At 71.5% G+C, this 14132-nt stretch carries 11 protein-coding genes; 5 read left to right on the forward strand and 6 right to left on the reverse strand.

Going from position 1 to position 14132, the window contains the following annotated elements; all coding sequences use genetic code 11:
• Positions 1–143: 143 nt before the first annotated feature.
• Positions 144–4016 (reverse strand): endo-alpha-N-acetylgalactosaminidase family protein, encoded by a 3873-nt coding sequence (locus AC0VY3_RS26580; RefSeq protein ID WP_475550756.1) that lies wholly within the window; start codon positions 4014–4016, stop codon positions 144–146.
• 408 nt (positions 4017–4424) lie between these two features.
• Here AC0VY3_RS26580 and AC0VY3_RS26585 point away from each other — a divergent pair, with 408 nt between their 5' ends.
• The gene (locus AC0VY3_RS26585) at positions 4425–5636 is read left to right on the forward strand and encodes a glycoside hydrolase family 64 protein (RefSeq protein ID WP_475551735.1); all 1212 of its coding nucleotides are present in this window, start codon (positions 4425–4427) and stop codon (positions 5634–5636) included.
• A 169-nt stretch (positions 5637–5805) separates the two neighbouring features.
• The gene (locus tag AC0VY3_RS26590) at positions 5806–6477 is read left to right on the forward strand and encodes a peptidoglycan-binding protein (protein WP_475550757.1); all 672 of its coding nucleotides are present in this window, start codon (positions 5806–5808) and stop codon (positions 6475–6477) included.
• A gap of 51 nt (positions 6478–6528) precedes the next feature.
• Here the strand turns inward: AC0VY3_RS26590 and AC0VY3_RS26595 are convergent, their stop codons facing one another.
• Positions 6529–7053 carry a hypothetical protein gene (locus AC0VY3_RS26595; RefSeq protein ID WP_475550758.1) on the reverse strand — a complete coding sequence of 175 codons (525 nt, stop codon included), beginning with the start codon at positions 7051–7053 and terminating at the stop codon, positions 6529–6531.
• Positions 7054–7307: 254 nt separating this feature from the next.
• Here AC0VY3_RS26595 and AC0VY3_RS26600 point away from each other — a divergent pair, with 254 nt between their 5' ends.
• Positions 7308–7922 carry a YceI family protein gene (locus tag AC0VY3_RS26600; RefSeq protein ID WP_103512558.1) on the forward strand — a complete coding sequence of 205 codons (615 nt, stop codon included), beginning with the start codon at positions 7308–7310 and terminating at the stop codon, positions 7920–7922.
• 78 nt (positions 7923–8000) lie between these two features.
• Here the strand turns inward: AC0VY3_RS26600 and AC0VY3_RS26605 are convergent, their stop codons facing one another.
• The 4 genes from AC0VY3_RS26605 to AC0VY3_RS26620 form a co-directional block, all read right to left on the reverse strand.
• Positions 8001–9032 (reverse strand): iron-siderophore ABC transporter substrate-binding protein, encoded by a 1032-nt coding sequence (locus tag AC0VY3_RS26605; RefSeq protein WP_475550759.1) that lies wholly within the window; start codon positions 9030–9032, stop codon positions 8001–8003.
• Positions 9033–9110: 78 nt separating this feature from the next.
• Positions 9111–9959: an ABC transporter ATP-binding protein gene (locus tag AC0VY3_RS26610; RefSeq protein WP_475550760.1), complete on the reverse strand. Its 849-nt coding sequence runs from the start codon at positions 9957–9959 to the stop codon at positions 9111–9113.
• A gap of 13 nt (positions 9960–9972) precedes the next feature.
• On the reverse strand, positions 9973–11052 hold the full coding sequence (locus tag AC0VY3_RS26615) for a FecCD family ABC transporter permease (protein ID WP_475551736.1): 1080 nt from the start codon (positions 11050–11052) through the stop codon (positions 9973–9975).
• Between the two features lie 23 nt (positions 11053–11075).
• Positions 11076–12143, reverse strand: coding sequence for a FecCD family ABC transporter permease (locus tag AC0VY3_RS26620; protein ID WP_103509786.1), 1068 nt, complete (start codon positions 12141–12143; stop codon positions 11076–11078).
• 213 nt (positions 12144–12356) lie between these two features.
• Between AC0VY3_RS26620 and AC0VY3_RS26625 the strand changes: the two genes are divergently transcribed.
• Together AC0VY3_RS26625 and AC0VY3_RS26630 are read left to right on the forward strand one after the other, a co-directional pair.
• A complete protein-coding gene (locus tag AC0VY3_RS26625; protein WP_475550761.1) occupies positions 12357–12941 on the forward strand; it encodes an MSMEG_1061 family FMN-dependent PPOX-type flavoprotein in 585 nt (194 codons plus the stop codon).
• 442 nt (positions 12942–13383) lie between these two features.
• Complete coding sequence (locus AC0VY3_RS26630) at positions 13384–14037, forward strand: alpha/beta hydrolase (RefSeq protein ID WP_475551737.1); 654 nt, start codon at positions 13384–13386, stop codon at positions 14035–14037.
• The last annotated feature ends 95 nt before the right edge of the window (positions 14038–14132 follow it).

A 14132-nucleotide genomic window follows, 5' to 3' on the forward strand; every position in this document is an offset into this window, starting at 1 on the left:
CGCCGCCTCGCCTTGTGGAGACCCCACAAATAGCGGATGTGCCGTGGGCCACATGCCCCTGAGGGGGCCCGAAGGCCCCCTCAGTATGACCCAGCACTGTTCAGCTCGGCTCCTCCACGGCTCGACCGCCATTCGGCGGAGGTTCAACTTCCGCAGTGGAAACGGGCGTTGCCCCAGTCGGCGTGGTCGTTTCCGTTGCCGTCGCCGCCGTCCTGGACGACCAGCTCGACGTACTTCGCGCCGGTGACCTCGGCAGTGAGCTTCCAGGCGGGGTCGGCCGCCCCCAGTACGGGCGACACCACCTTCTCCGTACCGTCTGCCGTGACCGAGAACCGTACGCTGCCCCGGGTGGCCTGGACGTCGTCCACGCCCACCTCGGCGGTGAAGGAGGTGCACTTCCCGCCCAGGTAATAACGGATCTTCGCCGGGGCGTGCGTGCCCAGGCCCTTGTCGTAGGCGACGCCGCCGATCTTCAGCGGCCCGCCGTCACCTGCCCCGGCCTCCCCGTTGGACCGGTCGCGCTCGACCGGGCCCCAGCCGTTCTCCGAAGCCGTCCAGTCGAGATCACTGGCCCAGCCGTCCTCGGTGGGCGGCGGCGGGAGCGTACGGACCGAGGTTCCCGCGCCGAGCGTACGACCGGCTCCCGCGACGGCGTACGTGGCCTGGGCGTCCAGCGCGTACGTGTCGTAGGGGGCGTCCACCGGCGGGGTGACCCGCCAGCTGCCGGTGACCTTCGCGCCCGGGGCAACCGAGTCGAAGGCGACCGCGCCCACGGGCTCGGCCTGCCAGCCCTCGGGCACGGTCAGCGCGAGCTGCACACCGGTGGCGGCGCTCGCCTCGTCGTTGCCGAAGGTCGCCTTCACCGTGTTCGGGGCCCCGGGCTCCAGGGTCTCGGCGTCGGCGGCCACGTCGAGCGTGCCGCAGACGGCCTCCTGTCCGGCGGGGGCCGGTCCGAGGTCGGTCACGGTGAAGTCGTCGAGGACGAAGTCCGCGCCCTCGGGTGCTCCGGCGAGCTTGCGCAGCCCGGTCCAGGTGTCGCCGCAGCCCGCGGTGAGGGTCCGGCCGAACTGCCCGGTGGTGCGCTGCTGCCCGATCGGGGTGGCCCGGGTCTCGGTCGAGGACGCCTTGCCGTCGGCGACCCGGTCGTAGCCCTCGACCCAGCTGTAGGCGCCGGCGTGGCTGGACTGGTAGGCGAACTCGACCTTGTAGCGGTGGCCGTCCTTCATCGGGACGGTCCAGGGGGCGGTGCGGTAGACGAGGCCGGTGTTCTCCTCGTGCGATTTCAGCGACTCCTTCTTCCCGAGCACGTCGTCGATCAGCTTTCCGTTCCAGCCGGACTGGGTGTACGGGGCGTTCAGCTGCGAAACGCTGGTGCGAGGGTCGGTGGAGCCGCCCGCGTCGCCCTTGAGGAAGGGGCCCCAGCCCTGGTCGACAGCCTCGAAGTCCTCGTACGCCACCGTGCCGGTGCGGGTCGCCGGGGCGTTCTCGACGATCCGTACGTCATCGGCGCGGACCTTGGCCGTGCTGCCCGCCGCCGCCTCGATCCGCAAGGTGGTGCGGCCGTCGGCGGGGGCGGTGAAGTTGACCTTGGCGCGCTGGAAGGAGGTGCCGTGCCAGTCGGACGCGGCGACGAAGTCCTCGGCCGTGGAGCGTTCGACGGCCACCGACGCGCCGCCCGCGCTCAGCACCGTACGGCGGCTCTCGCCTGGCTCGACCTCGATCAGGGCGGAGGCGGTGTAGCGCTTGCCGGGCGTGAGGCCGGTGACGGTCTGGGCGAGGGCGGCCGTGCCGGAGCCGGACAGCTCGGCGCTGTTGCGGCCCTGCTCGTCGGTGTCGCGTACGGCGGTGCCGGTCTTCTTCCAGCCCGTGAGGTCACGGTCGTTGAAGCCGGGGTCCTTGAGCCCGGTCCCCTGTCCCCAGCCGGCCGCAGTCTCCTTCGGGGCGCGGTCGGGGTAGAGGACGTAGGCCTGTCCGGCGGTGGCGGTGAGCGTGATCTTCCCGCCGGAGGGGCGCACGGTGGCCACCTTCTTCCGGCCGTTGTCGGTCAGCTCGTAGACGGTGTAGGCGCCCTTGCCGGGCACCTCCCAGCTGCTGGTGCCGCCGGTCCCGCTGTAGTGGTAGAGCTTCTTGCCGCCGTCCCACGGCAGCAGGTAGTCGGTGCCGCTGAGCACCTTGCGGCCCTGGGCGTAGAAGGTCCGCTCACCGTTCTCGACCGTGCCGCGCACCCCGCCGGTGAAGGTGATGTCGTTGCCGTCCCAGCGGGTGATCTTCTGCTGCTGGAGGTACTTGGCGGGGAGGTTCTTCTGCCAGATGTTGGCGGTGAAGGCGTTCCAGTCGGTCTCTCCGGTCCAGCCCTCGAAGTCCTCCAGGGCGCTCTGGCCGAGGACCGGGTGGTTGTTCCAGATGTCCTTCTCGCCGTTGCGGATGAACCGGATGATCTGCGAGTTCAGGCCCTTGTTGGTGGCTCCGCCGTAGTTGAGGTCGTTGGCCCAGTGCGACCAGAGCGAGGCGCGCTCGAACTTGTCGGCCCACTCGGTGCCGACGGTCCAGCCCTGCTTCTGGACGGCCTGGATCGTCTTGTCGGCGATCCAGCCGTGGCTGTAGTAGACGTCGATGTAGAGGAAGTCGAGGTTCTTGTCTGTCTCGTCGCGCAGTTGCCGGAAGCGCTTTTCCAGGTCGCCGCTGTTGATGTCGCGGCGCTGGTCGATGTAGTAGCTCTGGTTGAGCCAGTTCCAGCCGGGCTTGGTCTTGTCGACGAGCTGCTCGGAGAAGGCGTTGGCCTCCGGGTAGGACTCGGTGGCGTTGACGTGGACGCCGAAGTCGGCGCCCCACTTCTTGCCGGCCTTGAGCAGGGTGTTGAGGTCCTTCAGTCCGCCGGCCCGCTTGTTGTAGTTGCCGCCGTAGTCCGGGTGGGCGGAGTCGTGGCCCTCGGAGCCGTAGCCCTTGAGGACGGCGAGCTGGCCGAGGCCGTCGGTGGCCTTCGAGATCCGCTTGACGTCGTCCAGGGTACGCAGGAAGGGGTGGGTGGCCTGGCTGGCGAAGTTGAACGGGATATGGGTGACGACCCGCTTGGCGGTGTCCTCGCTGCCGGGCGCGGTGACGCCGATGGAGCGGAAGGCGATCGCCCCGTCCTGCCAGTCGACGGCCTTGTCGCCGTTGGCGTCCGGGGTGACGACGACCTTGGCCCACGGCAGGTTCTCGCCGCTCTCGGGCTTCGGCGCGCCCTCGCCCCGGTAGGTCCACTGGCCGGACCAGACGCCGACCCGGACGCCACCGCCCTCCTCGGTGCGCGCCTGGTGCCAGAAGCGGGCGTCGTCGCCGCCGGTGGGCCCGGAGGGCTTGTCGTACGAGGAGTTGGACTCGATCGCCGCAGCGAGGGAGCCGTTGCCGAGGATCGCGTAACTGGCCCCGACGGGCGCGGCGTCGGGCTTCGTCTCCGCGGTGACCTTGCCGAAGACGTCGGCGGTGCGGGTGGAGTCAGGGTCGAGCGTGGTGAACGCGGTGGCGGCGCCGGCCTCGGTGGACCCGACGGAGATCAGGTCGTGCCCGGGGATGTCGATGGTCCCGACCCGGAAGGCGGACGTGTCGCGGACGGCGGTGACCTTGAAGGTGGTGGCCCGCCCGGAGACGGTGAGCGAGGCGTCGATCTCGACGCCCGGCAGCGCGTCGAAGGCCAGGGTGTAGCGGGCGGCGTTGCCGCTGATCCTCGGCGCGCCCTTGAGTTTCACCGGGCGGGCGGTCCCGTTGAGGGTGACGGCGGTGACCGGCCGGGTGGAGCCGAGCAGCTGCTCGCCGCTCGCCCGGTCGGTGTACGACAGGACGCGCGGGAAGTCGTCGGCGACGGCGACGGCGAGCCGGTCGGACCGGATCACGGCGGACCCGGTGGCCTCCGCCGCTCCGGCCGGGGCGGGGGACGACGGGGCGGCGGCTGCGGTGGGGAGGGCGGCCCCCACGAGCGCCAGGACGGCTGCGGAGGCCGCGGCGACCAGGCCGGGGCGAGGGAATCTTGGCGACATGGCCCCTGAGTAGTCGCCGTGTCCGGACACCGTCAACGAACTTCGGCCGCGGGGGCCGACTCCGTCCAACAACCCCGGTGCGTTAGTCCAAGTCAGGTGGGTGCGGGGGCGTCCCGGGCGCGTGTCCACCTCTTGGCGGCCGGCTTCATCTCTTGGCGGTCGGCGTCCTCCCACGGTCACGGTTCGCACCCGCTCGGTTCCGGCAAGTACCGCTTCGGGCCGTCGAGTTGTGAAGACTCGGAACTATTGAGAGCGCTCTCAGTCGCAAGTCTTGACGCTCGTGCCGGGCCTGGCGAGAGTGGTGCGCACCGCAGGCACCCCCACGGTTCCTGACCCTCCCCGCGCCACCCCCCACCCCCGCCTGCGGCCCCCCACCATCTCGGGAGTCCCCTCGTGATTTCACGCCGAATGTTCCTGACCGGCGCCGCCGCCTCGGCTGCGGCGCTCACGTACCCCGCCTGGGGCACCGCCCTCAGCCCGCGCGCCTCGGCGGCGCCCGCCACCTGCGAAATCGCCCTGGAGAACAAGTCGTTGCCGGGCACGGTGCACGCGTACGTCACCGGCCACGAGCTGGGCACCGACCGCTGGGTGCTGCTCCGGCCGAACGGTGAGGTCTACCGCCCCGACTCCCCCGGCGCCCCGCAGACCCCGCTGCCCGTCGACTGCGCGATCCCGCTCAACGGCGCGGGCGCGGACCCGGTGGTGCTGACCCTGCCGCAGATGTACGGCGCGCGGGTCTACTTCGTCCGCGACGACAAACTGGACTTCTTCCTCAACCCGGGCCCGTCCCTGGTGGAGCCCGCCTTCGCGACGCCGACGGACCCGAACTACGGGCGGACCTGGGCCTTCGCCGAGTTCACCTTCAACACCGAGCAGCTGTACTCCAACATCAGCTACGTGGACCTGATCACCGCGCTCCCGATCGGCATCACGCTGGAGGGCGACGGCACCCACGTCGTGGCCCCGCACCCCGAGGGCGCGGTGGAGCGGATCGCGGAGGACCTCACCGCCCAGGCCGCAGCCGACGGGCAGCCGTGGGACAAGCTGATCACCCGGGGCGACGACGGCAAGGTGCTGCGGGTCGTCTCGCCGCAGAACATCATGGCCCCGTACTTCGACCGGCCCGCCGAGATGCCGTTCCGGGACCTGTTCACCGCCCAGATCGACGAGGTCTGGGAGAAGTACCGCTCCGAGGACCTGCGCATCGACCTCCAGGGCGGCCGGGGCACCCTGGCCGGCCGGGTGAGCGGCGACGTCCTCACCTTCGAGGGCGGCCACACCTTCACCAAGCCGGAGACGAAGGACATCTTCACCTGCAACCACGGCCCGTTCACCAACAACCCGGGCGACTCCGACGACAAGAAGGCGATCCTGGCCCGGCTGGCGGCGGGCTTCAACCGCTCGATCATGCTGAGCCACCCGAGCCAGCCGAACGGCACGTCGACGGCGGACTACTACAAGACCCCGGCCACCAACCACTGGTCCCGGGTGGTCCACGCGAACAGCCCGATCGGTTACGCGTTCCCGTACGACGACGTCCGCCCGGACGGTGAGCCGGACGTCTCCGGCGCGGCGCACGACGGGAACCCGCGCCGCTTCACGGTGAGCGTGGGCGCCTGACGCCCGCCCGGTAGGACCGTGTGCCCCCGTCCGTGCGGCGGGGGCACACACATGTCCGGACTCCGGGTGCGCGGACTCCGGCCCGCCCGGCATCCGATACCTCATCAATTGACACGGTGTGCGGCGTTCTTGACTTCGGCACGGCGTCCCGGGACGGTTCCGTATGCGAATGAACCGACTCCCCCGCCGCATGCTCGCGGCGGTCGCCGCCGGATTTCTGCTCACCGCGGCGGCTCCGGCGCACGCGGACCCCGCACCGCCGCCCTCCCCCGCCCCGCAGGCCTCCGGCGCACACGGCCTGCCCGCCTTCCAGAAGAGCTACGGGCTGCCTCCGACCGGCCGGATCGACACGGCCACCGCCCATCTGCTCAAGACCGCCCCGGACAGCGAGCTGCGGGCGTTCTTCGCCGCTCCGTCCGACCTCGGCCCGGAGCAGCTGGCCCACGCCCGGACGGTCATCGGCGTCGGAAAGGGGGCGGACCTCTCCGAGGAGGCGCAGATCATCGCCCTGATGACGGCGATGCAGGAGTCGACGTTCGTCAACTACACGACGGCGGTCGACCACGACTCGCTCGGTGTCTTCCAGCAGCGCCCCAGCATGGGCTGGGGTACGCCGGCCCAGATCACGCACGTACCGACCGCGTCCAAGTCCTTCTACGGGCTGCCCTCGCCCAGCGCCAACCCCGGGCTGCTCCAGATCGACGGCTGGGAGTCGATGGACCCGGGCGACGTGTGCCAGGCGGTGCAGCGGTCCGCGCACCCGGACCGGTACGCGCAGTGGGAGGACTTCGCCCGGGACCTGCTGGCGCAGGAGGGGCCGGACGCCGATCCGATCCCGTGACGCGGTGGGGGCCGCCCCTGGCGCGGGGCGGCCCCTGGGCCTCCGCCGTGGTCAGCAGCCGCCGCAGTTGTCGTACGTGACGTCCCAGTGGTTGCCCTCGTCCGCGTAGATGTTGCCGGAGCCGGACCGGTACTGACGGGCGCCGTCGCCCCGGGTGCCGATGTAGGTGAAGGCGCCGGTGACGTAGTTGTTCAGGCAGGTGCTCTTGGCGAAGTCGAGCTTGTAGCCGTTCCCGTGGGAGTACGTGCCGCCCGCGTGCCCGGTCTCGGTGCCTCCGGTGATCCTGAGCGCGCAGCCGGTGGCGCTCTTGAGGGTCTGCGCGCCCTGGGCGCTGGGCAGGTTGAGCTGGTCGAAGGACGTGCAGGTGGGGTTGGACCGGTCGGAGCAGCCGCCCGAGGACGACCAGGTGATCCCGGACGAGCTGAACCGGGAGGTCGCCTGCGCGTGGGTCAGCTTGGTCACGGCGTGCGCCTCGGTGGCGCCGCTGCCGAGGGCGCCGATCCCGGGCGCGAAGAGTGCGCCGAGGACGAGGGCCAGGGCGGTGAGGGCGGGGCGGAGTCGTGGACGGGTCACCATGGGGGGGGATTCCTCCTGCTCATGACAAAACAGTGGGCGTACGGGCGCGGGGCCGCGTACGCCGGGCAGGGAGATGGCGCCCGAGCTCTACGCGCGTCCGCCAGAGGGTGGGGCGCCTTGCCGTCGGCGACGGCGGCGAGGGCCTTGCGCGGGGCACCCGCGACGGAAAGGTTGAACTTTGAACAAGATGGAGTTACAGTCAATCTCGTTGAAGGTTAAACAACCTCCACGAACACGTCCCCCGAGGAGGAGCCATGGCTCTGTTCACCCGCAAGTCGACCGCCACCACCGTCACCGAGGCCCCCGCGGTGGACCCGGCGCTTGCCGCCCTGACCGGCACGTACACCCTGGACCCGGCCCACAGCAGCATCGGCTTCACGGTGCGCCACGCCATGGTCACCAACGTGCGCGGCTCCTTCGCCGAGCACGAGGGCACCCTGGTGCTGGACGGTACGGACCCGGCGAACTCCTCCGCCTCCATCGACGTGAAGATCGCCAGCGTCGACACCGGCATCGCCGACCGCGACGGCCACCTGGTCAGCGGCGACTTCTTCGACGCCGAGAAGTTCCCGCTCATGACGTTCCGCTCGACCAAGGCCGAGCAGCGCGGCGGCGACACGTACCGGATCACCGGCGACCTGACCATCAAGGACGTCACGCGCCCGCTCTCCATCGACCTGGAGTTCAACGGCTCCGCCACCGACGTCTACGGCAACGAGCGCGTCGGCTTCGAGGGCAGCACCGACATCCTGCGCTCGGACTGGGGCCTGACCTGGAACGCGGCGCTGGAGACCGGCGGTGTGATGGTCAGCGACAAGGTGAAGCTGACCTTCGACATCTCCGCGATCAAGGCGGCCCCGGCGGCCTGACCTCCTCCGTACACACGCGCAGCGCCCCGCACCCGGATCTCCCGGGGACGGGGCGCTGCGCGTGCGTGCGCCGGGCGGCTACTTCGCGACCTTCTCCGCGAAGAGCGGAACGACCTTCTCCAGCGCGTACGAGACGGACAGGATCGAGTCCGTGGCGAACGCCTGCGAGATGTCCTTGTCGCCGAAGACGATGTCGTTGCCCGCCTTCACCGACGGGACGGCCTTGTACAGCGGGTCATTGCCGATGTCCGTGGCGGGGATGCCGATCGGGGTCATGACCGTCAGATCGGCGTCGAGCAGGTCCAGGTTCTCCTTGGAGACGGACACGGAGAAGCCCTCGCCGGCCTGGGCCTCGGCCTTCGGGTTGTTCTTGAAGCCGAGCCGCTCGACGAAGTCGATGCGTCCGGTGCCGCCGACGTAGACGCCGAAGCCCTCGGACGTGCGCGAGCCGACCGTGATGGTCTTGTCCTTGAACTCGGGGTGGGCCTTCGCGGCGGCCTCGAACTTCTTCCCGGTCTCCGCGATCAGCTCCTTGCCCTTCTCCGGCACGCCCATGGCGGCGGCGATCATCGTGGTCTGCTGCTCCCACGAGATCTTGTACTGGTCGCCGCCCTTCGGCACGCCCACGGTCGGGGCGATCTTCTTCAGGGTGTCGTAACGGGTCTGGTCGCCGCTGGACTTGGTGTCCAGGATCAGGTCGGGCTGGAGGGAGGCGATCTTCTCGAACTCCGGCTCCAACGTGCCGATGAGCTCGGGCTTCTTGTCGTACATGCCCTTGGCCCACGGGCCGACGCCCTCGCCGCCGAACGGCAGCCAGTCACTGGCCCCGACCGGCTGGCCGCCGAGCGCGAGCACGGTCTCGGCATCGCCCCAGCCGAGCGCGACGATGCGCTTGGGCTGCTTGTCGACGGAGACCTCGCCGTACTTCGTCTGGACCTTGGCCGGGAAGGCGCCTTCGGACGCTCCGCCGGAGGCGGAGGAGGACGCGGAGCTGTCGGCGTCGTCCGACGAGCCACAGGCCGAGAGGCCGACGAGGAGGGCGGCGACGGCACCGGCCACGAGGACGGGGGTGCGGCGGGGGCGCCAGGCGCGGGGAGCGGAAGCATTCATACCCTTTAGGTTAGCCTCACCTAATGACAACGGTGCCATCGGGTTGACCCGAAGGGCTGCTCCCCGTACGTACGCGGCTCAGGCGGCCGGGTCCTTGACGTGGTGGCGGCCCAGCGGCACGACCATCGGGGTGGCCGACGCCGGGTCCTCGATCACCGAGCAGCGCATCCCGAAGACCTCGCCGACCAACTCCTCCGTGACGACGTCGACCGGCCGGCCCTCCGCGACGATCCGCCCCGCCCGCATCGCGATCATGTGGTCGGCGTACCGGCAGGCCAGGTTCAGGTCGTGCAGCACGGCCACCATGGTGACGCCCCGCTCGCGGTTGATGTCGGTGAGCAGGTCCAGGACGTCCAGCTGGTGGCTGGCGTCCAGGAAGGTCGTCGGCTCGTCGAGCAGCAGGATGTCCGTGCGCTGGGCCAGTGCCATCGCGATCCACACCCGCTGGCGCTGGCCGCCGGAGAGCTCGTCCACGGAACGGTCGGCGAGTTCGAGGACGTCGGTGGAGAGCAGCGCCTGCGCGACCGCCTCGTCGTCCTCGGAGCTCCACCGGCGGAACCAGCCCTGATGCGGGTAGCGGCCGCGCCCGACCAGGTCGGAGACGGTGATGCCCTCCGGGGCGGTGGGGCTCTGCGGCAGAATCCCGAGCACGGAGGCGACCTCCTTGGTCGGCATCTCCTGGATGGACCGGCCGTCCAGGAGCACCGCCCCGGCGGAGGGGGCCAGCAGCCGGGCCATCGCCCGCAGCAGGGTCGACTTCCCGCAGGCGTTGGGGCCGACGATGACGGTGATCTTCCCGGGCGGCACGGTCACGCTCAGACCGGGGACGATCTCGCGTTCGCCGTAGCCGAGCCGGACGTCCCGGGCTTCCAGAGTGTGTTCGGCCACGGCAGGGCCACGCCTTTCGTCGTCGTCTTTCTGAACCATCTGCTTCTCCACGTCAGCCCCCGCTGCCGACGCGGTTGGCGCGGGCCAGGAGCAGGAGCAGATACGGGGCGCCGATGATGCTGGTGACCACGCCCACCGGCAGCTGCACCGGGAACAGGTGCTGCGCCCCGAAGTCGGCGACCAGGACGATCAGCGCCCCGGTCAGGGCCGCCTGCGGCAGGGCGGCACCCCGGCCCGGGACCAGGCGGCGGGCGATCGGCGCGGCGACGAACGCCACGAACCCGACGGGTCCGGCGGCGGCGGTCGCGGCCCCGGCGAGCGCGGTCGCGCAGCCCAGCAGCGCGAGCCGGCCGCCCTCGACCTTCGCGCCGAGCCCGGCGGCCGCGTCGTCCCCGAGCTGGAGGGGGCGCAGCGCGTGGGCGGCGAGGACGGTCAGCGGCACGAGCAGGCCGAGGGCGATGAGCAGCGGCCACACCTGGTTCCAGGAGCGGCCGTTGAGGCTGCCCGCGAGCCAGCGGAACGCCTCCTGCGCGTCGGTGACCTCGGAGCGTGCCATCACGTACCAGACGATGCTGGAGAGCCCCATGCCGACGCCGATGCCGACGAGGACCAGGCGCTGCCCGGCGATGCCCTGCCGCCAGGCGAGCAGATAGATGGCGGCTCCGGCGACCAGCGAACCGGTGAGGGCGCTCGCGGAGAGCGCGAGTCCGCTGACCTGGAAGAGCAGGGCGGCGGTGACGGCGACCGCGCTGGCCCCGGCGCTGATGCCGATGAGGTCGGGGCTGGCGAGCGGGTTGCGCAGGACGGTCTGGAAGACGGCTCCGGAGAGCCCGAAGGCGGTGCCGACGAGGATCGCGAGGAGGGCCCGGGGCAGCCGCAGTTCCAGCACGACGAACTGCGATCCGCCGTCGCCGCCGCCGAACAGGGTGGCCACCACCTTGTCGATCGGCGTCACCAGATCGCCGTAGCTGAGCGAGACGCCGAACACGACGATCACGGCGGCGAGCAGGCCGGTGCCGACGAGGACGGAGCGTCGCAGGCTCCGGCCGCGTACGGCGGAGACCCGGCGTACGGCATCGGCGAGCCGGGCGTCCGACCCGGACGCGGTCTCCTTCAGGCGGGACCCGGTCACCGGGCTGCCGGGGCGGGGCGCGGTCACAGCTCCACCAGCTTCCTGCGCCGGACCAGCCAGATGAACGGGATGCAGCCGATGGCGGCGGTGATCACGCCGACCTGCACCTCGCCGGGGCGGGCGATGACCCGGCCGACGATGTCGGCGACGAGCAGCATGATCGGGGCGAGCACCATGCTGTACGGGAGCACCCAGCGGTAGTCGGGTCCGGTGACGAGACGGGCGGCGTGCGGTACGGCGAGCCCGACGAAGCCGATGGGCCCGGCGACGACGGTGGCCGCGCCGCACAGGATCACCACGGCGAGGGCGGACACCATCCGGATGGCCCCGACGCGCTGGCCGAGGCCGCGGGCCAGGTCGTCGCCGAGGGAGAGGGCGTTGAGCTGCGGTCCGAGGGCCAGCGCGAGGACGGTGCCGACCGCGATGAACGGCGAGACCTGCCACAGCACCTCGGAGCTCCGCGCGGTCAGCGCACCGAGCTGCCAGAACCGGAACTGGTCGTAGCTGCCCCGGTCCTGGAGCAGGATCGCACTGGTCACCGAGGTGAGGACCGCGGCGGTCGCGGCCCCCGCCAGCGCGAGCTTCACGGGCGTCGCGCCTTCCCGCCCGAGCGAGCCGACCCCGTACACGAGGAGGGCGGCGAGCAGCGCGCCGAGGAAGCCGAACCAGATGAACTGGGTGGCGGCGGTGAACCCGAGCAGGGTGATCGAGCACACGACGGCGACGGACGCGCCCGCGTTGATGCCGAGGAGCTGGGGGTCGGCGAGCGGGTTACGGGCGACGCCCTGCATCACCGTGCCCGCGAGGCCGAGCGCCACGCCGGCGAGCAGTCCGGCGACGGTGCGCGGGATGCGGACCTCCTGGACGATGAGCTGCCCCTTGACGGAGACGTCCGCGTCGAGGACCCCGTCGACGACATCGCGGAAGGGCACATCGCCGGATCCGACGGCGAGGCTGGCGACCACGGTGAGGAAGAGCACGGCGAGTGCGGCCAGGAGTCCGAGGGCGAGCACGGGCCGACTGCGCCTGCGCCGCGTCTCCTTGTCGCCGCCCGGCGGCTTCTCCTTCTCCAGGAGGGCCGAGCCGCTCACGCCCCGGCCTCCGGGGCAGCCGGAATGCGGTGCTGCACTTGTCGTTCCTCACACTTGTTCGTCGGCGCCGGGGGCACCCCTGGGGTACGGGAGTCGCCCTCGTCGACCGGTCCACCCCGGACGGGAAACACAAGGGAGCCCAAAGTAAGGTCACCCTAACAGCGTCAGTTCGACAGCGTGCTGCCGCACCCCACGAGCTTCGGAGCCCCTTCCTTGTCGTACGCCGACCCCGCCGACACCACAGCCCCCGCCACCGGTCCGCTGGCCGGGGCCGTGCCCTTGGGCTCGGCGGACGAACTGCGCGAGCTGCTGGGCACCCCGCACCCGATCGTCATCGACAAGGTCCACGACCGGCTGACCGACGACGACCTGGCCCTGCTGGCCCGCTCCCCGTTCTGCGCCCTCGCCACGTCCGACGCGGAGGGCAACTGCGACTCCACCCCGCGCGGCGGCACCCCCGGCTTCACCCACGTCCTGGACCCGGGCACCATCGCCCTGCCCGACCGCCCGGGAAACCGCCGCGCGGACAGCTTCCACAACATCCTGGCCAACCCGCACGTGGGCCTGCTCTACCTGATACCCGGCGCGATGGACGTCCTGCGCGTCAACGGCCGGGCCCGCATCCTCACGGACGCCCCGTTCTTCGACGCGATGACGCTGAAGGGCCAGCGCCCGAAGCTCGCCCTGGTCGTCGAGATCGACGAGATCTTCCGCCACTGCCCGGCGTCGCTGAAGCGGTCGGGGCTGTGGGCGCCTGACACGTGGGCGGGGGCGGAGGCCCAGGTCGGCGGCGAGTGACGCGCGCGACCTCGGTCGGTAGGTGAAGGCGCGACCTCGACCGGCGGGTGACGGCACGGCCCTGTCCGTCAGGTGACGGCAGGGCCTCGGTCGGCAGGCGACGGCTCGGTGGGCCGCGGCACGGACGACGACGGTCCGTACGGCCTCAGGCGCCTTGCCCTCCACTCCCTCCACGGCGGGCGGGAGCCGCACCCTCCCGACTGCCGGGAGCCGCGACCACCGGCAGCCCGTGTAAGCCTGGGCTTACGTGACGTGCGCGGGTTCTCGCGAGGCCGCGACGCCGTTTCCACCGCCGGGCCGCCCGTCTCCGCCGACGGAAGCAGCTCCACCGGCTCGCCGTCGACCGGCTCGCCGCCCCGCCCGGTAGCTGCTCCGCCCGACCCGTGGAACGGCTCCCGCCTGGCATCGACCTGTTCACCGCTTCCCCACCCTGGAGTGCGTGTTGAACACCGCCCGCCCCAGCCGCCGAGGTGTGCTGAAGGCCGCCGCCTCGCTCACCGCCATGACCGCGCTCGGCGCGGGAGGAGTCCTGGCATCCGCCTCGGCCGCCCACGCCGTCGGCGACGGCCTGCGCATCGTTGACCGCAACGAGTCCGACGCCCGGATGCGCTACTACCGCTTCGCCACCTCCGCCATCGGCTGGAACCCCGGCGTCAACGTCCTCCTCCCGCACGGCTACCACGCCTCCGGCCGCAGATACCCGGTCCTCCACTTGTTCCACGGGGGCGGCACCGACCAGGACTTCGTCGCCTTCGACCGGATGGGTATCCGCGCGTGGACCGCCGGGAAGCCGCTCATCGTCGTGATGCCGGACGGCGGGCACGCCGGCTGGTACTCCAACCCGGTCAGCTCCAGCGTCGGCCCCCGCGACTGGGAGACCTTCCACATCGCCCAGCTGCTGCCCTGGGTCGATGCCGACTTCCGCACGTACGCCGAGTACGACGGCCGGGCCGTCTCCGGCCAGGAGACCGGCAACGCCGTGGCGAGCCCGTACGGCGGATTCATCGTTCCGGGCTCCACCGTCGCCGATCTCCACCTGACCGTCAGCCAGTGGTACGATAACCGCAACTACCGGGTGAACGGTGTGGCCGGCTGATCCGCCGGCCCGGCCGACGGCCGGTCACACGGTCCCCGCCCGGGTGCGTCGCCGGTCGCGGCCTTGATCCGCCGCGCCTGCTTGACCAGTTGGGA

The organism is Streptomyces sp. iso_384 (assembly GCF_056172905.1).

What these genes read in the sequence shown, in the direction of transcription:
- AC0VY3_RS26580 (WP_475550756.1), bottom strand. Translation starts at nt 4,016, where the DNA reads ATGTCGCCAAGATTCCCTCGCCCCGGCCTGGTCGCCGCGGCCTCCGCA.
- AC0VY3_RS26605 (WP_475550759.1), bottom strand. Translation starts at nt 9,032, where the DNA reads ATGAATGCTTCCGCTCCCCGCGCCTGGCGCCCCCGCCGCACCCCCGTC.
- AC0VY3_RS26585 (WP_475551735.1), top strand. Translation starts at nt 4,425, where the DNA reads ATGTTCCTGACCGGCGCCGCCGCCTCGGCTGCGGCGCTCACGTACCCC.
- AC0VY3_RS26600 (WP_103512558.1), top strand. Translation starts at nt 7,308, where the DNA reads ATGGCTCTGTTCACCCGCAAGTCGACCGCCACCACCGTCACCGAGGCC.
- AC0VY3_RS26590 (WP_475550757.1), top strand. Translation starts at nt 5,806, where the DNA reads ATGAACCGACTCCCCCGCCGCATGCTCGCGGCGGTCGCCGCCGGATTT.
- AC0VY3_RS26595 (WP_475550758.1), bottom strand. Translation starts at nt 7,053, where the DNA reads ATGGTGACCCGTCCACGACTCCGCCCCGCCCTCACCGCCCTGGCCCTC.
- AC0VY3_RS26610 (WP_475550760.1), bottom strand. Translation starts at nt 9,959, where the DNA reads ATGGTTCAGAAAGACGACGACGAAAGGCGTGGCCCTGCCGTGGCCGAA.